A 19395-nucleotide genomic window follows, 5' to 3' on the forward strand; every position below is an offset into this window, starting at 1 on the left:
TGCTAAAACTACTCCTCAAATTTAAGGCCTTGGATCATCGATTGTTTGAATCGGGGCATTACTTTTTAATGGTTCATCGGTCTCGGAATCATAAACTATAAACGTACCCGACAAATTTTCAATACGTACTTTGCAATCGGAAGTGGATTGCGAATTACAATTGGTATCAACATCATATGGCTGGCCTTCAATAATTACATATCCGGTAGCGTAAAAATCATCGGCCGTTGCGTTCACAAATGCAAAGGACAGTGTAATGGCAAAAATGAATGCCAACATCGGTAATATCAATTTTAACTTTTTCATGATAATATAATTTTAATTAATAATAAGTGCCTACTCTCTTTTACAGGTTTTCGGTCTTCCCCCTGCTCTTGTCGCGCAACAAAATATCTTCATTATTTCACTTTTAATGTTTAGATCCCATGGCCATTTATGGATCTTGACGGGCCTTCTTCCAAGGTATCCCTTTATGTTTGCGTGAAAACCATATGGCCAGTAAGGCCAATAGGAGCAATATCGCATTGAGGACCAAATGCTGTTCCCAGGACAGCAGGGAGATAATGCCCCCACAGGAACAGGGCCTATAGGGAGCAAAAAACACAATGGCCACGGTATAGCCGGTAAATAGGAGCATCAGGACTGCTGCCCCATAGAGTGCCATCAATCTGGTTTTTTTCCAAATCAATAGCAGTGAAACGGCCAGTTCCGACAACGGTATGACCCAAGATGCCAAGGAAGCCATGGCCTTGCCCCCAAGTATGGGCGAGTTCCTGATGTTGTCGTAGAACATATGCCCTTCCAGGAGTTTGGTCAGTCCGGCATAGGCAAATAGTACTATAAACAGCAAACTGGCCGTTTGTACAATTGTCTCCCTAAATATTTGGTGCCGATTCATATCATTTGTATTGATATGGTAAAGTTCGGGAGTTAAAATTGCTTGTAAGGGATAAATGCTTATCCCAGAGGGATTTATGTGTTATATCTCTCCCAAATCGGCCTTTTTTCTAAAAATTTTAGGGGAATATCCATACTGCTCGCTGAATGCCCTGCTGAAATGGGGAACGCTTTTGAATCCGACCATCTTGGCAATGGACTTGAAGTTCAGTTGGGTGTATTGGACCAAGGTCTTGGCCTTGCGCAACCTTTCCTGCACCAGATATTTGAAGACCGTGGTGCCATAAAGCTCCTTGAAACCATATTTCAGCTTGAACTCATTGGTTCCCAATTGATGGGCCAGGTCCTTTAGGTTGGGAAGGTCCATCTGCAGGTTGTTGAGGATCATTTCCTGCCCTTCCCTTATCTTGCGGATGTCCTCATAACTCAGTTTGACCTTTGGTCTTGTTACTTTCTTTTGGGAATTTTTGCCATTGGAGTCCGGATTAATGGCCGTTCGGTTCCTTTCCTTGCCAAAGGTCCTGCCCGTAGTGGTATGGATCACGGTGATCAGGACGTTATGGGAACCGTCCTCTTCGGATTTGATAGAGGTGATATGGCAGCGATTGGGAATGACCAGATTATCATTGGTCAAAAAATTAAGGGGGATGGCCATATCATAGAAGCTCTTTTTACAAAGGGTCCTCCATTTCTGGACCCAATCGGTTTTGGAAGCATCCGTCAACAGGTCCGAAAACGGTTTTCGGACAATATTCCCATACAATTTGGAAAGGATGGTACAGGCTTTTTGATTGGCCATTTGGACGATTCCGTCACCATCCAGTAAAAAACACATCTGCACCAAATGTTCGGTGGTGCCCTTGGAACTCACATATCCCTGGTGGTAGAAGGATTCCTGGATCTCTTCGGCCAGCATGTTGAGCACTATGGCCAGGGCCTCCACATTGTCGTTCCTCTCCGAGGTCTCCAAACGGTAAAAGAAATTACCACCGGCCATTTCCAGGAGCATTTGTTGGATCTCCTGCATTCTATGTTCTGTTCTTAAAGGGACCATGTTCGTGTGTTTGTAGAGGAGTAAAAAGGGTTAAATGTTAAAATGTTTAAAATATCATCGCTCCCAAGCCTAGGCTGAGGAACCTGCTTAAAAAGACCAAGGCCTTGGAAATTTCCCGAAAAGAGGCCGTGGGGATATCGGGATGGTTGGTCATAAGGTAGAACCGTGTCATGACATCGGTCACGGGAGGTTCGATAACAAAGGCCAATGCCTTTATCAACTGGGAGCCTTCCAATGCCAGATAGTCCCTGGCAGCTTTGTCCACCTTACGGAGTTGCCGGATGTCACAGAGAATGGGATAGGCCCGTTCCTCCTGGAACATCAACCGGTCCCTGACGATCCGTTTTGACGCTTGGAGGTCGATTACGGCCCCCTTTTTATAAATGATCTGTACAATATTGTCCACAAGCATGTACCGCGTGAAATCGTTTTGAAAATACTTTTGCATGGCCTTTAAAAAAACTGGTAGGTGATTCTAAATTTACATAAATATAATAATTGTGAATTTTAATACCTTCTATATGACCCTTATAAAGGGGGTTTTTCTTATCTCAGAGGGATTAAAACTTATCTGAGAGGGATGAATTTTATGTGGAGTAGTATAAAATCCTACAAATGCTATTAAATTTTAGGGAACCAAACACAAAATGACCATGGCAAGGATCAAACACAACAATTTTTTGGACACCGTCAACGAGGTGATAACAGATGCCGCGCATCAGGGTATACTACACCTATATGCCGAAGGAGAGAATTTTAACGGAAGAACCATTGGTGTCGGAGGACAGGCACTATACCATTTTGGGACCACGGGTTATTTGGGGCTGGAACAGGACGCCAGGTTAAAAGAGGCTGCAGTTGGTGCCATCCAAAAGTACGGTACCCAGTTTCCCCTGTCCAAATCCTATATATCCCATCCGTTGTACAACGCTCTGGAGGATAGGATCGGGCAAATGTACGGACAGACAATTATTATCACCAAGAACAGTACCTTGGGACATCTAGGGGCCATACCTAGCGCCGTGGACGATAGGGATGCCGTTATACTGGACCACCAGGTGCACTGGAGCGTTCAGAATGCCTGCAAACTGCTAAGGAACAGAAGTATTCCCGTGGACATGGTCCGACACAATCATCTGGACATGCTAGAGGACAAAATAAAATACCATTCCCGAAAGCGGAACCGTATCTGGTACATGGCGGACGGTATATACTCCATGTACGGGGACAGTGCACCACTACATCAACTAATGGCCCTGTCGGAGAAGTATTCCCAATTGCACTTCTATATCGATGACGTGCACGGCATGAGCTGGGCAGGGAGACATGGTACCGGTTTTGTCATGGATCAGTTAAAGGAACTTCCTGGCAACATGTTGTTGTTCGGGACCTTGAGCAAGACCTTTGGTGCCAGCGGGGCGGTACTGGTATGTCCGGATAAAAAAATGCACCATAGGATAAAGACCTTCGGAGGGCCCTTGACCTTTTCGGCCCAACTGGAACCGGCGTCCGTCGCGGCTGCCTCGGCTTCGGCGGACATTCATCTTTCCCCAGAGATCTACTGTCTCCAGAACGAACTGAAGGAACGTACCCAGTATTTCAACGGCCTGCTGTCAAGAACGGATCTGCCCTTGGTGGATAGGAACGATTCCCCAGTGTTCTATATAGGTACGGGAATGCCCAAAACTGGTTACAATTTTGTAAACCGATTGATGGCGGAGGGATTCTATGTCAACCTGGGATTGTTTCCGGCCGTACCAGTAAAAAATACAGGGGTGCGCATCACTATTTCCAGACATAACCAAAAGGAGGAGATAGCTGCCTTGGTGGAGGCCATGGCCCATTATTATCCAAAAGCCCTAGAGGAGACCGGGACCGACCTGGGCAGGGTACGCCATGCCTTTGCCATGGCTGTCCCTAAAACCAGACCAAAAGTTGTCCATGGTGATCTCGACATCCTATTGGAAAATTCGATAACCAAGGTGGATAAGAAAATATGGAACAATTTAATGGGGGCACAAGGAGCCATGGACTGGGACGGACTGTTGTTTTTGGAGAACAGTTTTCAGGGGAACGAACTCAAGGAACACAATTGGGAGTTCCGATACTTGATAATTATGGATTGCAATGGGAAGCCCATATTGGCCACGTTCATGACCGCAGGGTTGTGGATGGACGATATGTTGGCTAAGGAAACTATATCAAAAACCTTGGAAAAAGCCAGAAAATATGATTCCTATCATTTGACCTCTAGGACACTGTCCATAGGTTCCCTTTTCACCGAGGGCAATCACCTGTACTTGGACCGGAAGCATCCTTTAGGTGATAGGGCCCTGAACATACTGATGTGGACCCTGGAAACCTTGGGGCATAAAATGGGGGCCAAAATGACCGTTCTCCGGGATTTTGGACCGGATGAAGAAATGGGGGGATTTTTTAAGGACCAGGGATTTGTCCGAATCCAAATGCCGGATTCTTGCGTCGTGGACCTTACGGACCATATGGATGTCCAAACCTATATCGCCCGGCTTTCTGTCCGCAACCGTCGTCATTTCCGAAAGGAGATACAAGCTTTTGAACCGGAATTCCAAGTGGACATCCTCAACACTTGTCCTAAGGAACAATTGCCGCAGCTGATCGAATTGTACCGCAATGTACATCGGAACAATCTTGGCCTGAATACCTTTTCCTTTCCGGAACGGGTCTTTAAAAACATGTCCGATAATCCACATTGGGAGTTTATCGTGCTTAGGCTAAAGAGCGGCCCACCAAAACCCATCGGGGCAATGTTCTGTTACAAAAACCAGGGCAAAACCTACGTCCCGGCCTTTGTGGGATTGGATTACACCTATGTGACGAGCCATTATACCTATCGTCAATTATTGTACCAGACCATTAAAAGGGCCATCTCCCTAGGTTTTTCCCATATCGATTTTGGATTGACCGCCTCCTTTGAAAAACGTAAGCTGGGTGCAGTGGTCAGTGAACGGTATGCCTTTGTACAGGCCTCGGACAACTATGTCCTGGAACTTTTGGGCACCATGTAGCATGAAGGTTAAACCTAGAAGGGATGAAGTATCAAAGATTGGTATCGGAATTCAAGACGCAACTCGATAAACTGGAAAATGGAAACGGAGACATTCTCTTTAGGGCTGAGTCCGGTATTTCCATGGTAGAACGCTACATCAAAAGGCTCCAGGCCCAAATCAGCAAGAAGGCCTTTGCCTCCCAAGTGGAGGAGATCAATTTTTTTAAGCATATCAAACCCCAATTCTTCAGCAAGCTCATCTATTATGGCCGGTTGTTCAACATCGAGAGCAGGCGGCCGCGGGGAAGCAATGCCGCACAGGTGAAATACCTGAAAAACCAGATCGAAAAGCTGCAGATCTTCTTTAACGACAATCTGGAATTCTATAACTATTACCGCCGTGGGGCCATATCCCTGGACGAACAGTATTTTGTACGTGGCAACATGGACCTGCGGCTGCCCCTGGAATCCTTTCACTTTATGATCGACGACCAGTTCTCCACCTGTCAGGACGGTACGGTGGCTACCATTATGGCCTATGACATGCTCATTGTTTACCTGCAAAGGGAGATCGATACGCTGACTATCAACATGGACGACTTAAAAGACAAACCTATGGAACGACCTTCAAAACTTTTTTGGACAGGTAGCAAGACGGACCTGATAGAGCTCCTCTATGCCCTTCACTCCACTAAATGCATCAATAGCGGTACTGCGGACATCAAGGAACTGGCGGCCCATTTCGAACACTTCTACAATGTGGACCTTGGCAACTACTACCACACCTTTATCGAGATCAGGTCCAGGAAGACCGGTAGGACCAAGTTTTTGGACAGGCTCATCGAGATGTTGCAACAAAGGATGGAGGGTCTGGACGACTGACCCAAAATCCCCCACCTTGGGATAGAGGTGGGGGATTTTGGTTTTATCGATTTCAATATAGAATTTGATTGTTTTTTAATGGTAGTGAGAAGAGCATGCTATGCCAAATCGTTATAAAAACTGCCAAAAAATATTTCAAAAAAATATCTCCCACCTCTATCATAGCTATGGAATTTTAACCAAAATGCCTCTGCAATTTTGTAGGACGAAAATCAAATCAAGGATCCACGAACACTAAAGGACAAAATAGTAAAGTTTGTGGACTAAACCTGGTCAGGGGCCGTCAAATTAGTTGACAGCAATGCGATGGCCCCTTTCCATAAAAAACCGTCTACAATGGCAGCAACGATCATTACCACAGAAGATTTATTGGAATTTAAACAGGAACTTCTCGAAGAGATCCGGGAAATGTTCAATGAAAATCGGGCCCAGATCATAAAAAAGGAGTGGCTAAAAAGTACCCAGGTCATGGATATGCTCAATATCAGCCCGGGGACCTTGCAGAAATTTAGGCACAACGGCACCCTGTCCTATACCAAAATAGGAGGGCTCATTTTTTACGAGGCCGATCAAATCGAGAAGATTCTTTTGGATAACCTGGTCACCAATTCAAAAGGCAAGTAATGAACTATATAAAGCACCTTAATGGGGTATTTCGGCAATTCTCTAAAGATTCAAGGCTCAATCCCTCACATGTGAGCCTCTACATGGCACTGTTCCAATGTTGGAACCAGAACAGGTTTCCCGAGAGTTTTCAAGTGGATCGGGAGGAGACCATGACCCATGCCAAAATAGGATCCAGGACCACCTACCACCGTTGCCTGAACAATTTGAACGATTGGGGCTACATCTCCTATCTGCCCTCCCACAGCCGGTTCAAGGGAAGCCGTATTATGATGCCCATTTTTGGGACAACTGCTGGACAACTCCTGGACAACCCCGAAACTAGTGTTGGACCAGCGGTGGTACCATATATAAACATTAACAAACATAATAAAACATTAAATAAACTCTCTAGAGAGAGCAAGCCAAAAAATGAACATGATGTTGTTGAGTTTTTTAAACTGAACAAGTGGCCGCTTAGCGAGGGGGTAAAATTTTACAATCACTATCAGGGGGTAGGATGGAAGGTAGGTGGAAAGTGCATGATAGAGGACTGGATGGCCACGGCGAGAAATTGGATGCTCCGGGCCAGGGAATTGAAAAAGGAAAGTGCTCTTGTTGGAAGGTCCAACAAAAAGCTGACTGCAGATTATCTGGATATCGAAACAAATAAAAATTATGGGGAACCCTTGTGATAAAATGCAAAATCTACGGCCACATATTTTGGTGGAAGGAGGCATTGAATACTGCCTGGGAAATTTTGACGGAAAACGTATCGATTACGACTTTTCCAAAGTGCTCCTCTATCTGGAAGCCAAGGGTCGGTCCCTCTTCGGGGAAGGTTTTAAGGTCCGCGCAGAGGACAGGGGTACTTTCCTAAAGCTTTGCAGCTATATGGTCAAGGATTTCGAGAGTTGTCGGCAAATGGAAATGGATACGGCCAAAGGTATATTGTTGACAGGGCCGGTGGGTTGTGGCAAAACGAGCATGATGAAGTTGATTCGGCACCTTGTCCCCCATAAAAGGACCTACGATATAATTCCTGCCCGGAATATCACCTTTGCCTTTAACCACATTGGATACAAGATCATAGAGGATTACGGGAACGGCCGGTCCTACTGTTTTGACGATCTGGGGGTGGAACCCATGGGCAGATACTATGGGGACGATTGCAATGTCATGGGGGAGGTATTGGTCTCCCGCCATGAACTCTACCAGCAATCCAAGATCCCTACCCACATAACCACCAATCTCAATGCCGAGGAATTGGAGGAGCGATACGGAAAACGCGTCCGTAGCCGTATGCGCCAAATGTTCAATCTGATCTCATTTGACAAGCACACCAAGGATAAACGAATCTAAAATCGACCAATATGAAAATCGCAACCTTCAACATCGAAAATGTATATCATCGGGACAAAAGCCTTATGCGGCCCAAGCTGAAGAAATGTGTTTCCGATTGGGTATCGGAACTCGACAACCTAATGCACAGAATCCAAAAAAATACAAATGATATTGACCGTATCAGGGAACTCACTTTTTTGTTGGGGTTTGACAAGACCGACAATCGGCCCTATGGGGTACTGCGAAAAAGACAAGGGGAACTCTTTCTGAAACCACATGGATCTGCACATGAGCCCAAAGCCTCCCGATTGACTGATTGGAATGGATGGGTGGCCCTGCAGACCGTGGCCATTCCCTTTAATGCGACCCTCAACAAGGCCAGGCTCATTGCAGATACGGATGCGGATGTCCTTGTCCTCCAAGAAGTCGAGGATAGGGCCTCATTGATGGATTTTAACCATGGACTCTTAAGGGAGTTCAATGTGGAACCCTACGAACAGGTCCTACATTTGGAGGGTAACGATGGCCGTGGACGGGGGATGGCGATCATGGCGAAAAACGGTTACCGATTGGATACCTTAAAAAGCCATGGTTTGGAACGGACCCAGGACCAAGAACCTATATTTGAAGTCGATTGTCTGGAGTATACCATTACTACCCCGGAAGGCCGATCGGTTCATATCATTTCCGCACAGTTTTCATTGGACAAGGACACCAAAAGAAAAGTTCAGGTACAGAAGGTAGCCGATATCTATGATCTAATGAAAGACTCGGGAAAGGAATTGGTCCTGTTATGCGGGACCTTGAACGATGTGTCCTATAGCGATTGCCTGAGCCCCCTACTTCGTGAGACCGATCTATCGGATGTGTCCAGACATCCTAGTTGCAGAGTGGAAAAGGATTTAGGTAGGGCTAGTGGATATTTTAGATTGGGTGCCTATCGCATGGGAGTGAATATTAGGCAAAAGGATTATATGCTTCTTTCCCCGGAAATGAAGGGGAAGCTTGCTTCTTGCGGGCTTGACCGTAAAGGGATGTGGCCTGATGGCAATTCGGGATGGGAAACCTACCCAAACTTGAAAAGTAGGATCCATGCGGCCAGTTCACATCCTTTGATCTGGGGAGAGTTCAAGAATATTTGAACAAAGCGGATGGCTTTTGATCCCAGAGTTTACCTAGTTCAAGGTATTGGTGCCTGCCACCCTCAGCACATTGCCACTACATTCCATTTCGGGCAATAAGCCTCAGGGGGGTCTTGGACACGAGCAAGGGTTTTACGGTCCATCCTGCACACCTTCGGCTCCGCTACCCATAAAACCCTTGCTCAAGTCCGCCTGGCCGACTGCCAGATTGGATTCCATTTATGCATTTTGTGCCGTTACAAAGGCGATGGAATTCTTTCATGGGCAGTTTTCGAACTACCGTCATTCGAACCCTCGGACCTTTTTTGGATGGCGAAAAAACAACATTCCCCCTTGTCCGACGGCATAAACCAGTCACACCCATGGCGCGATCTTATTTATACGTCTTTCCAAGTTCGAATGTTGTGTTGGGTTTTGCATCAAAAAAGGTAACGTGAGAGCTCTATGGGAAGTAAGTCAAAAACAGCAAATCATGAAATCGAATCCAAAACCTAAAAATGAAACGGCACAAAAGTATCAAAAAGGCCTGCCTAACGCAGGCAAGGAAAACGTTCGAGATATAATAAGTAAATCATTTAAATCCATTATTAACCGTCCACTGTGAGGTGGACATAATCTTTTTCAATTATGAGCAAATTCAGAAACCATGTACAGTTGATCGGGAACATCGGGGACGACCCGACGATTACGAATCTTGAAAGTGGCAAAAAAGTGGCCAAATTTCAATTGGCGACCAATGAGCGCTACAAAAACGCCAATGGGGAGAAAGTCCAGAATACGGACTGGCATACCATTGTGGCCTGGGGCAAAACCGCTGAAATCGTTGAGAAGTATGCCATTAAGGGCAAAGAAGTTGGGGTCTCAGGGAAATTGAAGACCCGAAACTATGAAACCAAAGAGGGTAGCACGCGCTATGTGACCGAAGTGGTCGTGGATGAAATCCTGTTGCTTGGAAGCAGTTCCTAAATGGATATCATTTCAGGATGCAGTAGATAAACAAAGGGGGCGTTCCCGAAATTAAACGCCCCCTTATAGATTAATACTAACTCATATGAACTTCAAAACTAGACAAATAAAGGAACGGATACAACATTTTAACGGTTCGTTAGTACTTTATCAAATCCCAATTATCGGGACTAAATTTACGGAAGGCATAAAGTACCTTACCGAGGCCGGAGAGTGTTATTGGTTGGTGACGGATACTTCCGTTATCGCCAAAAGTTTGATGGGCAAAAGTCGATTCATTAGCATCGATTTTAAAAAATTTACCCAAGAGGAAATGACCATTATGGGATATGAGGCCAAAATTGATTACATTGATGGCAATGGGCTGATCTTTGAGACCCAAAAATATCATTTGACCGACTTCCCCTTGGACGAGATCAGATTGTTCTTTGTGGACGACACCCTGATGCTCCCTAGTGAATATTAAATTGAATGAAGGGCGGACCGATGCTGGTACCGCCTTTTTTATTAGTTGCTTTTTCATTATCCCGATCATTTTTCCAAATCCATTGGAAATTCCTCAAAATTTGACTTTAAAATCTCTTAAAATTTTTTATCACTTACCAGTTTGTTGCCCATCAGACTACATTGGGCTTTAAGACGGAAATTTTTCGCCGGCGCGAAAAAAGGAATAGCAAGAGGGTAACGCGCTGAAGCGACGTTACAACATGTCTTTCTTTGAAATGCCTTTGTTTATAGGCCTTTGCCGAGTTTGTTTTTTTAGGTGCAAAATGCTATTGGGTCAAATCCGGCCATAGACCCCCAAAACATTAACAAAATATGACCCAATGCTGATTTTTAAAGGATGGACCATTTTTATACGATACGATTTAGAAGGAATACCGCCCAGCGGTTCAAACGCTTTTCGAAGAAAGTTGCCACTTCCTATTCGGAGGCGATGGACATGATCATCGATTTTTTTGAGTGGCACGGTTTTCTGCCTTCGGACAAATTTGAAAAGAGTGTTGGCAAGGAAGTCCTAAAGAATAGAAAAAGGACGGAAGCAGCAATTGCAATTATCCGGGAAATTGAAAAGAGCCAGACCAAGCCTACTACCGCCATGCTGGAACTTTTGTTCGAACACTCGCCCCAAAAGAGACAGGGACAGCCCCCTTTGCTTATTGATGGAAAGGGTCCCGACCCTGAAAGGGATAGGTTCTTTAAAAAGGTGGAGGAGGCCATTGCCATGGAAAAGGATTTCACGAATCTTAAACGGGATTTTGGAGAATTAAGAACCGATTTTTTAAACGTATTGAACAGGGTGGAATTGGTGAAGATTAACTTCGGAAAGCCAAGATTACAATTGGATATGGCCCCAGAGGATTTCCAAAAACTGAAGATCAGAATAGAAAAGCAATAGGACCATGTATATCAGTATCACCAAACAACATCTGGATACCACATTTTCGCAAAGCTGCTCGGATTTTGTGGCCTATCTGGAAAAAGAGAACGAAGGAAAACAGCCCGAACTGCAGGAACATTTTTTTGATCAGCACAACGACCGGATCGCCCCCGAAAAGGTCATCAAAGAAATTGATGGGAACACTGCCAAATTGAAAAAGCGGGAACCCAAATTCTTTGCCCTGACCATCAACCCCAGTCAGCGGGAATTGAAGCATATAAACAATGATCCAAATCTTTTAAAACAATATGTTCGCGAGGTCATGAAGGATTACGCGGCTTCCTTCCATCGTGATATCCCGGTGTCCGTGGACAGTATCAAATACTATGCGAAGTTAGAATATGAACGCATCTTTAAAGGATTTGACAGGGAGGTGAAAGAGAACCAGGAATACAGGGCCAAGATCGTAAAATTGGAAAATGAAATCCGTAAGGTGGAACGTGGGGAGGGTTCCGGAAATGTAAAGATGATGAGGAAGGAAATTGCTAGGCTCCATACCCAAATCCCACACCGCATTGATGGACAGGTGGTGGCACAAGGGATGAAAAAGCCAGGATTGCAGACCCATATCCATATTATCGTGAGTAGAAAGGATGTTACCAATAGATATAGTCTTTCCCCTGGCAGCAAATACAGGGAGTCCGAATCGACCCTGAATGGGAGGACGGTAAAGCGGGGATTCAATCGGGACCAATTTTATGAAAAGGCAGAAAAAAGGTTCGATACCCTATTTAAATACCAACGAAACTACGTGGAATCCTATAGTGCGCGTAAGGCCTTTGTCCAGGATCCCAAAATTTATTTTGCACATCTACTGGGATTGCCTACCAACGAAAGGAGCGCGGCCCTTAAACTAATGGGTGCCGCCGGGGTGCATGTTCCCATACTAAATATTCCCGCGAACAAGGTGGAGGCTGCCCTGCAGGCGATTAAACAATTTAAGAAGGCCATCGATATTGCCAGATCTTCCAGTTCCATCGGTATTTAGGAATTCCAGAAAGTGATAGTGGTTCATATCAGTAATCCAAATTGAAAGTTATGGTACTTATTACATTAGGAATCTATGGGTTGGCGATGGCAGTGTTTTATCTGTCCTATGCGCACTATAAGTACGCCTTTGTCCAAAATGTCCTGCTCTTGATACTGTTGGGTGCAGTGCTCCACTTCCTGCTCGGTCGGCAGGTTTTTGCCATTGTCTTGTTGTGGTGGCTATTACCTTTTCAATTAATCAATCTTGGACTTTTTATAGGCTTCTATTATCACTTCGATATTAACCGAGAACCTGAAAAGTTTGGGGTCAGGTTCCCCTTGTTGAACGGTAATCTGGTGTTGAAAAACATTAGACGTGGGGTTTCGATCATCGGTTCGGCCGGAAGTGGAAAAACGGAAAGCGTGGTCTATAGTTTTCTAAGGCATTTTGGCCAACATCAGTTTTCCGGGGTTATCCATGACTACAAGGATTTTGAACTTACGGAAATGGCCTATCCTCTTTTTGGCAAGGCCGATATTCCTTTTCATATTATCTCCTTTGATAATATCCATACCCGGGTGAATCCCATTGCGCCCAGGTACATGACGGACGAAGAAAGTGTGAATGAGGTTTCCAGAGTGCTTTTGGAAAACCTTTTGGAGCAACGGGAATCCATAGCTATGGGATCTTCCAAATTCTTTAACGATGCCGTGGAAGGGCTGTTGGGCGGGTTGATCTGGAAACTGAAAACGGACCATAAGGAGTATTGTACCCTGCCACATCTTATTGCTACCTATCAGTATCTGGATACCCCGAGCCTGATACAATTTCTGAGTTCCGACTATACCTCCAAGGCCATGGCGGATGCCTTTATTTCCGGAAAGGATTCCGAACGCCAGACCGCCGGGGTGATGGGGACCCTGGCCAACGCCCTTAAAAAAATCAGTACCCAACGTATCTTTATGGCACTTTCGGCCGATGAAGTGCCCTTGGACATCAATAACCCTGAACATCCATCCGTGGTTTCAATTGTGAACAATCCCAAATTTGAAACCGCCTATTCCCCTGTAATTGCCACTATAATACATACCATTTCGAAACAAATGGGAATTCGGGGCCGACACCCGTCCTTTTTTCTTATGGAAGAGGCACCTACCATTCGCTTGCTCAATATGCACCGCATTCCAGCGACCTTAAGAAGTTATGATATTGCCACCATATACGTGCTCCAGGACAAGGTCCAGAACGATATAATGTACGGTGATAAGGCCAGCAGGGCCATTTTGAGCAACCTGTCCTATCAGTTCTTTGGCAAGGCCAATGATCCCGATACGGCCCGATATTACGAACGCTTTTTTGAAATTGTAAAACGACCTACCAAAAGTGTGAGCAAGGGGGAGAATACCCTGAATTTTGATACCCGTATTACTAAAGGGGAGCGGGAGGTAAGCAAGATCCGGGCGGAAGAATTCTTTAGGCTTAAGGAGGGAGAATTTATTGCCTTTGCGGATGGCAAGGATAAAAAAGTACGCTTTCCAAAGCCCGATATTGTCAAATGTCTACCAGACCCTAAATTCCGAATCGGGGATGGCGCTATAAAAGCAAACTTCGAGCAGATCCATTTGGACGTTAGGAAATTTTTGACTTTAAAATAGAAACTGCAGTTTCTTGATGACAAATTGTAGTAAAGATAAAATGGGAGGCAGGACATTCTGGACAAAATGACTATAATATTTACTAATGCCAATGAGATCTTTAAATTTTCAACCTGTAATCGTGGTAGGGCTATAAAATTTATTAAAAATTGGAACGTTATTTGATTATAGTATACTGAGCTATAAGTTGTTAATGTACTAGCGATATTATAAGTTGTCAACAAAATTTAATACATTTGTATTATGATAAGCCTCTTTAAAATATTAAAAGGTAATAAGTCAATAGGGCATAATCTTTCTGACATTTTTCCTCGTGAAATGTTTTGGGATATGAACATGGATGATTTGTCCTTGGAAAAGGATAGTGATTTTATTATCCAGAGGGTTTTATCTAGGAGCATGCACAACTCTGAGTATTTGGGGAAATTGGAAAAACTTTATTCCAATAGCGAAATTTGTGCGATTGCTTTACAAAGTTCAGAGATTCGAGGTAATGAGGATATTGAATTTATTGCCGAACGATATCAATTAAAACCTGAACAGTTCAAAAAATACATTTCCAACTTATCTTTGTATGCATAAAACAGGAGTTTCTGAATTGCTTTATGGAGTAATTCAAAAACTTATGAATCATGAATTATTTGATAAATTCCTGCTTGGTGGAGGGACCAACTTGGCCATAAAGTACAATCATAGGGTCTCAACGGACATTGATTTGTTTTCAACAGAAATAGTAGGCACCAACCATCTCTCTGAGATTTGTCATTTCTTGGAAAATGAATTTGGCAAAGAAAACACCATCATAAACAAAAAAAATTTTGGATCTGAACAGCTATCGCATTTGGAAATCTTCTTGAAAAAAGAAGTTATCAAGATTGATATCATCCAAAATCTGAAATTACTGCACGAACCATGTGTTATTGATGGAATAAGACTCATAAGCGATCATGACATAGGAGCACTTAAACTTTTGGCAGCTGCTGACAGAGGCAATCAAAAGGATTTTTATGACCTTTACCTTTTAACCGAAAAAAACTCATTGGGTTTTTACTACGGTATGCTAAGGAAAAGACAGGATACTTTTAATAAGATAGAGGATAGAACCATTTTTGATATCCAAAATGGTAGGCCACTTGAAGATTTGAAAAAGGATGCCACATGTCTTGGCGATTTCTCAAAAGCTGGCGATAGGAGTAATTCAGGTAATAGGGTAATACTCACGGAAGAATCGACCATAAAATTTGATTGGCCCGTTTTAAGGGATAAATGGTTGAAAAAGGTTCAGGAATTTGCCCAAGAGGAAGGACTACAATTCAGACGCACCGATTCAAAAAGAAAGCCCAAAAGCTTTTTTGGTAAGTTTCGATTTTCAAGAGGTTAATTCAGAGGTTTGGTTTCAAATTAACAAATTCCTTTTAAAATCATTAATTTGACACTCTTTGTACGGTAAGGATTTACTGAAAATCAATAGTTTATATAAAATAGAATTTTAGCCCAAAGCCACGGTTGGACGAAAGTCTCCTTTCACTTAACTGTAACCTCATTGGGAGTTTGGTTTTATTACATTTAAATTCAGGTAGATTATCTCAATTTCAAAATTAGATCCCTATCCCCATTCAACTCTTCTAGTTTCACCAATAGGCTCTCGCGTGCTCCCAGAGTAAATTTGGTATACACACTTACAAACTGTACTGACCGGTCTCTGAGAACCACTTTTGGTATTTGAAACTTATAGACAGGGAAGAGGTGCGTTTCCTGATAGGAGGACTTACGCTTATTATTGCCGTTCACTTTGTATAGGTCCAGAGAATTGATCTCGAAATCTATTTGGGAACCGTTCTCAATTTCAAAGACCACGTAGACCTCATTGAGATAATAGATACTTTTTGTCATGCGGACCGTGACGCCATCCTTATATTTTATTTGGTCAAAAGGCCTGGGATTTCGAAGCAATTGGGCGCAGAGTTTTGGATAGTCCAAAGTCTTATCATTGATAGGGACAGTATCCGAGTCAGCCATGCACAAATTTCCCTTGGAGTCCATGGAGGGACCGGTCCTTTCATGACCAATTCTGTCGGAGATATCAATGAAATAGTTCAGCTTTTCAAGCTTTTGGGAATACCATAGCAAAAAGGAATATACACTACCATTCTGGGTTACTACCAATAGATTGCTTTCTTCCCCTAGTGTGGCCTGTAGCAACCCAAGGTTCTGTGCCCTTTCCCTATTGAAGCTGAAGGCGTAATTGGAAGAACCGGTAATTCCCTGCCGGATGGGATCGGGAAAGAACATGGAAACGGTCATTTGTTCGTTGGCAAATATGGTGTCGGTAACTTTTACATTTTGCGCCTCCACAGAGGCCATAAAGATCAACAGACCTAAAAAGGTTATGGATTTTTTCATTGGTGTATGGATTTATGGCCCCTCGGGAGCCTTTAAAATGAGTTTGTAATTGTTGAGCACGGCCACTTTAGTCTTTCTGTGGCCCCGTTGAAAGACTTTTTTGATACCGCTTACCTGTGGAACCCCGGCGATATTGATATCGTCCAGGACATCATCGACCACCTCGTTGGCCACTTCCCCCCTTATACTGTTCTCCACATAAATGCCCTCCAGTCCATCCTGGAGGTCGAAAGCTTTCATCTTCACAGGAATATGGTCTATATTGTCAATCTTGAGGAGTGTCCTGTTCGGCTTAAAATTGACGATGCCGTAGACCAAGGTATTTTTGGGAATCATTGTGTTGCCCAATTGGATTTCTTGAAGTAGTCGCATTTGCAAACGGCTGTTGGCCCTTACCACTTGATTGCCGTCCACCTCTACCAAAACATTTGGCGGATCGGGAGCATAGGATAATGGATCGGATTTAGGGTCGGCAGCAAAAAAGAGTTGGTGCTCCAATGCCCGTTCCTTGGTAGTAAGGGATTCTACAACTTCCTTTACGATAGTATCCTTGGCCATGGGCTCAGCTGCCTTATTTTTTTGTGTTTCCACCTTCCGATACCTGCTTTGCGAATAATCGATCCGGCCTTGGCTGTAGATGCTGTCCACGATACGCTGTTTATCCCTATCCATAAAATCGGGATCATATACTCCAGTAGAATCCAGCAACCTTTCATCGTAAACACTAGGTGCATTTTTGACCCGTTCTTCGGGGATATTGTCCACGGCTTCCAGTTTGGAACGGTACTCGCTTTGTTGCTCCTCCAATTTGGGCACCTCGGTCTGTTTCAAGGGTTTCTCCGATTCATCCCCGTTGTCCATGACCATCATGGTATATCCCCCGATGAACAGAACAATGACGAGTATGACCGAACCAAATACGATCTTGTTCCTTTCAATTTTCATCCTGTACTTTTTTTAAGGAGTTTTCGAAATAATTGGTGATCAATAGTCCATGGGTGTTTTTGGGAAAGTTGCGGTCCACATGGATCAAATTGCCCGTGGTCACCAATTCGTAGGTGTCCGTTACCTTGCCCCGATTGATCTCGAAGCGGGTAGTGGTACGAAAGGTATAGGGTTCTTGGGAAATCTCTATCTCGGATTCTATCTGGATGACCTTTTGCACCAGGGAGTACTGCAATAACCTGTTGTATACCCCATCCGATTTTTTCTGCCTGTAAAGGGCGTCCACGGAACTGTTGCCCAACCATAGGGCCTTCTCCAAGTTCTTTTGATAATTGCTCGGATCTATATTGTAGAAATAAGTGTGGAACAGTTCCAAATGGGACAAGACTTCTACGCCCAGATTTTCTTTTTGGGAAACCAATTTCAAGGGTATTACGTTCCCATCGGTATTTACCATAAAGGCCCTGTCGACCGTTTCCCGGTGCAGTTTTAAAACGGACAATATGGCTACGACACAGGTCACCGTCATGCCAATGACCAATGACCATACGATGAACCGGTTTTGGTCAAGTACCTTGTAGATATTTTTATAAGGTGTTTTCATTTTTGGTATTAGTAGTTTTTAACGGTAATCTAAAGACCGCTGAACAGTTTCAGCGTAAACGAGATGGCCCGGCGGTACAGTTTGAATTTCAGGAACACGATAAATCCTATGGATCCCAATTGTATCAAGGGCGCGAAGAATTGGCTGCCCCAGTCCGTTCCGAAAAGGTCGGACCAAAAGTTGGTGTTCACCTCGGTATATAGAAGGTTGATAAAGACATTGACCAGAAAAAAGGCCGGCACCAGCATATAGACCCCTGCATAGAGCTTAAAAAAGTTATAGGCCATGGACCTGAACTTTTCAAACACGGCCAGGCTGATTACCAATGGAAAAAAGGCCTGCATGATCCCTAACAGAAAGAAACGTTCCGCCAAGAACAAGGGATAGATGAACAGGTCCATCAACCATAGGAACAGGCCGATAATGAAAGCCAATATCTTTAGGCCGAACAAGGGGGTGACCAAAGCCTCGTATAATAGGGCCATGGCCTTTTTGGCCGCTTCGATGGCCCCTACATCCTGCTCGATGTCGATTTCCTGCATCTGCAAGGGAAGTAGGGCAGGGGCCGTGTCCCTATATTGGGACTCTATGGCCACCAAAATAGCGTCGAAGACCCCCAAAACCTGAGTGGAAAAAATGACCAGAATGACAACCGCAAAATTCTTGGCCAGTTCCCCAGGGGTCAGTCCCCAGGTGTACCCTTCGTTATTGGCCACACCTTCATTGTACTTTTTTAGGATATTGATCAGAAAGAACAATACGGCAAGGGTCTTCATGCCCGTAATGGTGTACTGTGAAAAATCACTGTTCTTAATGGCTTGAAAAACAGTGTCCACGTATTCCAGTCCTATGTTTAAGGCTATCCCTGACATGTATCAATAATTGGCCTTCCTACCGTTGATAACGGCCTGCATTTCCCTAAAGGCGATGATTTCCCTGTAGCGCCGTGTCTTGGACTCTATTTCGGCCACCATTTCCTTGGATTGCAGTTCCTTTTTCTTGAGGATCGCAGCACGTTCCGCATCGGTCATTCTGAGGTTGTCACTGGATAGCACTTCTTCTATATAATCCATGCCGGACAATGAGTTTTCGATGATGTCGTTGAATGAATCCGAGATTCGGGCAACTTCATCCGGTCTGATATAGGGAGAGCTGAATATTTCCCTGAGGTCGTCCTGTACGATATCGAACAGGCGTTGGTTGCTATTGGCCAGTTCCTTTACGGCCTTTAGCTGTTTGATGACATCGTTGACCTTGTTCACGTTCTCTTTCTGTTCCTTCAGAAATTTGACCGTCTTCAACAATTGTGAGGTCTGTTTGCCCGATTCCACCAAGGATTTCATAAAGGAGATGAAGTTGGTGTTGTCATATACCGGCATACCCTGGCAGGTAGCTCCTGCAGGCAATAAAAGGGCAAAAGCCAGTGCAATCGCCATTGTTCTGATTTTCTTTTTCATAGTG

Annotated in this window: 22 protein-coding genes; 13 read left to right on the forward strand and 9 right to left on the reverse strand. The window is 44.2% G+C overall.

Features of this window, described 5'->3' with window-relative positions; translation table 11 throughout:
• Positions 1–21: 21 nt before the first annotated feature.
• The 4 genes from C7972_RS20125 to C7972_RS20140 form a co-directional block, all read right to left on the reverse strand.
• Positions 22–306: a DUF6520 family protein gene (locus tag C7972_RS20125; protein ID WP_146216359.1), complete on the reverse strand. Its 285-nt coding sequence runs from the start codon at positions 304–306 to the stop codon at positions 22–24.
• Between the two features lie 127 nt (positions 307–433).
• Positions 434–898 carry a MauE/DoxX family redox-associated membrane protein gene (locus C7972_RS20130; RefSeq protein ID WP_110357973.1) on the reverse strand — a complete coding sequence of 155 codons (465 nt, stop codon included), beginning with the start codon at positions 896–898 and terminating at the stop codon, positions 434–436.
• An 81-nt stretch (positions 899–979) separates the two neighbouring features.
• The gene (locus tag C7972_RS20135; RefSeq protein ID WP_110357974.1) at positions 980–1951 is read right to left on the reverse strand and encodes a helix-turn-helix domain-containing protein; all 972 of its coding nucleotides are present in this window, start codon (positions 1949–1951) and stop codon (positions 980–982) included.
• A gap of 46 nt (positions 1952–1997) precedes the next feature.
• Entirely contained in the window at positions 1998–2399 is a 402-nt protein-coding gene (locus C7972_RS20140; RefSeq protein WP_110357975.1) for a hypothetical protein, read from the reverse strand.
• Positions 2400–2604: 205 nt separating this feature from the next.
• On the opposite strand from C7972_RS20140, the gene C7972_RS20145 reads away from it, so the two are divergent.
• From C7972_RS20145 to C7972_RS20205, 13 genes are all read left to right on the forward strand, one after another.
• Positions 2605–4998: an aminotransferase class I/II-fold pyridoxal phosphate-dependent enzyme gene (locus C7972_RS20145; RefSeq protein ID WP_110358011.1), complete on the forward strand. Its 2394-nt coding sequence runs from the start codon at positions 2605–2607 to the stop codon at positions 4996–4998.
• A gap of 23 nt (positions 4999–5021) precedes the next feature.
• Positions 5022–5861, forward strand: a complete 840-nt coding sequence (locus C7972_RS20150) for an RteC domain-containing protein (RefSeq protein WP_110357976.1) — start codon at positions 5022–5024, stop codon at positions 5859–5861.
• Between the two features lie 336 nt (positions 5862–6197).
• On the forward strand, positions 6198–6485 hold the full coding sequence (locus tag C7972_RS20155) for a helix-turn-helix domain-containing protein (RefSeq protein ID WP_110358012.1): 288 nt from the start codon (positions 6198–6200) through the stop codon (positions 6483–6485).
• The gene (locus tag C7972_RS20160; RefSeq protein ID WP_181422951.1) at positions 6485–7159 is read left to right on the forward strand and encodes a hypothetical protein; all 675 of its coding nucleotides are present in this window, start codon (positions 6485–6487) and stop codon (positions 7157–7159) included. Before C7972_RS20155 ends, C7972_RS20160 begins: the two co-directional genes overlap by 1 nt.
• 4 nt (positions 7160–7163) lie before the next feature.
• On the forward strand, positions 7164–7826 hold the full coding sequence (locus tag C7972_RS20165; RefSeq protein WP_110357977.1) for an ATPase: 663 nt from the start codon (positions 7164–7166) through the stop codon (positions 7824–7826).
• Positions 7827–7837: 11 nt separating this feature from the next.
• The gene (locus C7972_RS20170; protein ID WP_110357978.1) at positions 7838–8950 is read left to right on the forward strand and encodes a hypothetical protein; all 1113 of its coding nucleotides are present in this window, start codon (positions 7838–7840) and stop codon (positions 8948–8950) included.
• Between the two features lie 627 nt (positions 8951–9577).
• Positions 9578–9916: a single-stranded DNA-binding protein gene (locus tag C7972_RS20175; protein WP_110357979.1), complete on the forward strand. Its 339-nt coding sequence runs from the start codon at positions 9578–9580 to the stop codon at positions 9914–9916.
• A gap of 85 nt (positions 9917–10001) precedes the next feature.
• Positions 10002–10382: a DUF6876 family protein gene (locus tag C7972_RS20180; RefSeq protein WP_110357980.1), complete on the forward strand. Its 381-nt coding sequence runs from the start codon at positions 10002–10004 to the stop codon at positions 10380–10382.
• 378 nt (positions 10383–10760) lie between these two features.
• The gene (locus tag C7972_RS20185; RefSeq protein ID WP_110357981.1) at positions 10761–11315 is read left to right on the forward strand and encodes a BfmA/BtgA family mobilization protein; all 555 of its coding nucleotides are present in this window, start codon (positions 10761–10763) and stop codon (positions 11313–11315) included.
• A 4-nt stretch (positions 11316–11319) separates the two neighbouring features.
• On the forward strand, positions 11320–12345 hold the full coding sequence (gene mobB / locus C7972_RS20190; protein WP_110357982.1) for a MobB family relaxase: 1026 nt from the start codon (positions 11320–11322) through the stop codon (positions 12343–12345).
• A gap of 50 nt (positions 12346–12395) precedes the next feature.
• Positions 12396–13982 (forward strand): type IV secretory system conjugative DNA transfer family protein, encoded by a 1587-nt coding sequence (locus tag C7972_RS20195; protein ID WP_110357983.1) that lies wholly within the window; start codon positions 12396–12398, stop codon positions 13980–13982.
• Positions 13983–14300: 318 nt separating this feature from the next.
• Positions 14301–14564: a hypothetical protein gene (locus C7972_RS20200; RefSeq protein WP_375334796.1), complete on the forward strand. Its 264-nt coding sequence runs from the start codon at positions 14301–14303 to the stop codon at positions 14562–14564.
• Positions 14557–15363, forward strand: a complete 807-nt coding sequence (locus tag C7972_RS20205) for a nucleotidyl transferase AbiEii/AbiGii toxin family protein (RefSeq protein ID WP_110357985.1) — start codon at positions 14557–14559, stop codon at positions 15361–15363. Before C7972_RS20200 ends, C7972_RS20205 begins: the two co-directional genes overlap by 8 nt.
• Positions 15364–15563: 200 nt before the next feature.
• On the opposite strand, the gene C7972_RS20210 is transcribed toward C7972_RS20205, so the two are convergent.
• Genes C7972_RS20210 through C7972_RS20230 form a run of 5 tightly spaced genes read right to left on the reverse strand, consistent with a single transcriptional unit; the run spans position 15564 to position 19391 of the window.
• Positions 15564–16385 carry a DUF4138 domain-containing protein gene (locus C7972_RS20210; RefSeq protein WP_110357986.1) on the reverse strand — a complete coding sequence of 274 codons (822 nt, stop codon included), beginning with the start codon at positions 16383–16385 and terminating at the stop codon, positions 15564–15566.
• A gap of 12 nt (positions 16386–16397) precedes the next feature.
• Positions 16398–17330 (reverse strand): conjugative transposon protein TraM, encoded by a 933-nt coding sequence (gene traM, locus C7972_RS20215; RefSeq protein ID WP_110357987.1) that lies wholly within the window; start codon positions 17328–17330, stop codon positions 16398–16400.
• The gene (locus C7972_RS20220; RefSeq protein WP_110357988.1) at positions 17320–17934 is read right to left on the reverse strand and encodes a conjugal transfer protein TraK; all 615 of its coding nucleotides are present in this window, start codon (positions 17932–17934) and stop codon (positions 17320–17322) included. Before C7972_RS20220 ends, traM begins: the two co-directional genes overlap by 11 nt.
• Before the next feature lie 29 nt (positions 17935–17963).
• Positions 17964–18806: a hypothetical protein gene (locus tag C7972_RS20225; RefSeq protein ID WP_110357989.1), complete on the reverse strand. Its 843-nt coding sequence runs from the start codon at positions 18804–18806 to the stop codon at positions 17964–17966.
• Positions 18807–18809: 3 nt separating this feature from the next.
• Positions 18810–19391 carry a conjugal transfer protein gene (locus C7972_RS20230; RefSeq protein WP_110357990.1) on the reverse strand — a complete coding sequence of 194 codons (582 nt, stop codon included), beginning with the start codon at positions 19389–19391 and terminating at the stop codon, positions 18810–18812.
• Between the last annotated feature and the right edge of the window lie 4 nt (positions 19392–19395).

This window comes from Arenibacter sp. ARW7G5Y1 (assembly GCF_003201775.1).
In the GTDB taxonomy this organism is placed as follows: domain Bacteria; phylum Bacteroidota; class Bacteroidia; order Flavobacteriales; family Flavobacteriaceae; genus Arenibacter.

Bases quoted from the DNA above. Each gene is read 5' to 3' on its own strand.
- C7972_RS20160 (WP_181422951.1), top strand. From the start codon at position 6,485: ATGAACTATATAAAGCACCTTAATGGGGTATTTCGGCAATTCTCTAAA.
- C7972_RS20230 (WP_110357990.1), bottom strand. From the start codon at position 19,391: ATGAAAAAGAAAATCAGAACAATGGCGATTGCACTGGCTTTTGCCCTT.
- C7972_RS20220 (WP_110357988.1), bottom strand. From the start codon at position 17,934: ATGAAAACACCTTATAAAAATATCTACAAGGTACTTGACCAAAACCGG.
- traM (WP_110357987.1), bottom strand. From the start codon at position 17,330: ATGAAAATTGAAAGGAACAAGATCGTATTTGGTTCGGTCATACTCGTC.
- C7972_RS20225 (WP_110357989.1), bottom strand. From the start codon at position 18,806: ATGTCAGGGATAGCCTTAAACATAGGACTGGAATACGTGGACACTGTT.
- C7972_RS20200 (WP_375334796.1), top strand. From the start codon at position 14,301: ATGTTTTGGGATATGAACATGGATGATTTGTCCTTGGAAAAGGATAGT.
- C7972_RS20145 (WP_110358011.1), top strand. From the start codon at position 2,605: ATGGCAAGGATCAAACACAACAATTTTTTGGACACCGTCAACGAGGTG.
- mobB (WP_110357982.1), top strand. From the start codon at position 11,320: ATGTATATCAGTATCACCAAACAACATCTGGATACCACATTTTCGCAA.
- C7972_RS20195 (WP_110357983.1), top strand. From the start codon at position 12,396: ATGGTACTTATTACATTAGGAATCTATGGGTTGGCGATGGCAGTGTTT.
- C7972_RS20185 (WP_110357981.1), top strand. From the start codon at position 10,761: ATGGACCATTTTTATACGATACGATTTAGAAGGAATACCGCCCAGCGG.
- C7972_RS20155 (WP_110358012.1), top strand. From the start codon at position 6,198: ATGGCAGCAACGATCATTACCACAGAAGATTTATTGGAATTTAAACAG.
- C7972_RS20130 (WP_110357973.1), bottom strand. From the start codon at position 898: ATGAATCGGCACCAAATATTTAGGGAGACAATTGTACAAACGGCCAGT.
- C7972_RS20210 (WP_110357986.1), bottom strand. From the start codon at position 16,385: ATGAAAAAATCCATAACCTTTTTAGGTCTGTTGATCTTTATGGCCTCT.
- C7972_RS20180 (WP_110357980.1), top strand. From the start codon at position 10,002: ATGAACTTCAAAACTAGACAAATAAAGGAACGGATACAACATTTTAAC.
- C7972_RS20175 (WP_110357979.1), top strand. From the start codon at position 9,578: ATGAGCAAATTCAGAAACCATGTACAGTTGATCGGGAACATCGGGGAC.
- C7972_RS20170 (WP_110357978.1), top strand. From the start codon at position 7,838: ATGAAAATCGCAACCTTCAACATCGAAAATGTATATCATCGGGACAAA.
- C7972_RS20150 (WP_110357976.1), top strand. From the start codon at position 5,022: ATGAAGTATCAAAGATTGGTATCGGAATTCAAGACGCAACTCGATAAA.
- C7972_RS20205 (WP_110357985.1), top strand. From the start codon at position 14,557: ATGCATAAAACAGGAGTTTCTGAATTGCTTTATGGAGTAATTCAAAAA.
- C7972_RS20135 (WP_110357974.1), bottom strand. From the start codon at position 1,951: ATGGTCCCTTTAAGAACAGAACATAGAATGCAGGAGATCCAACAAATG.
- C7972_RS20140 (WP_110357975.1), bottom strand. From the start codon at position 2,399: ATGCAAAAGTATTTTCAAAACGATTTCACGCGGTACATGCTTGTGGAC.
- C7972_RS20165 (WP_110357977.1), top strand. From the start codon at position 7,164: ATGCAAAATCTACGGCCACATATTTTGGTGGAAGGAGGCATTGAATAC.
- C7972_RS20125 (WP_146216359.1), bottom strand. From the start codon at position 306: ATGAAAAAGTTAAAATTGATATTACCGATGTTGGCATTCATTTTTGCC.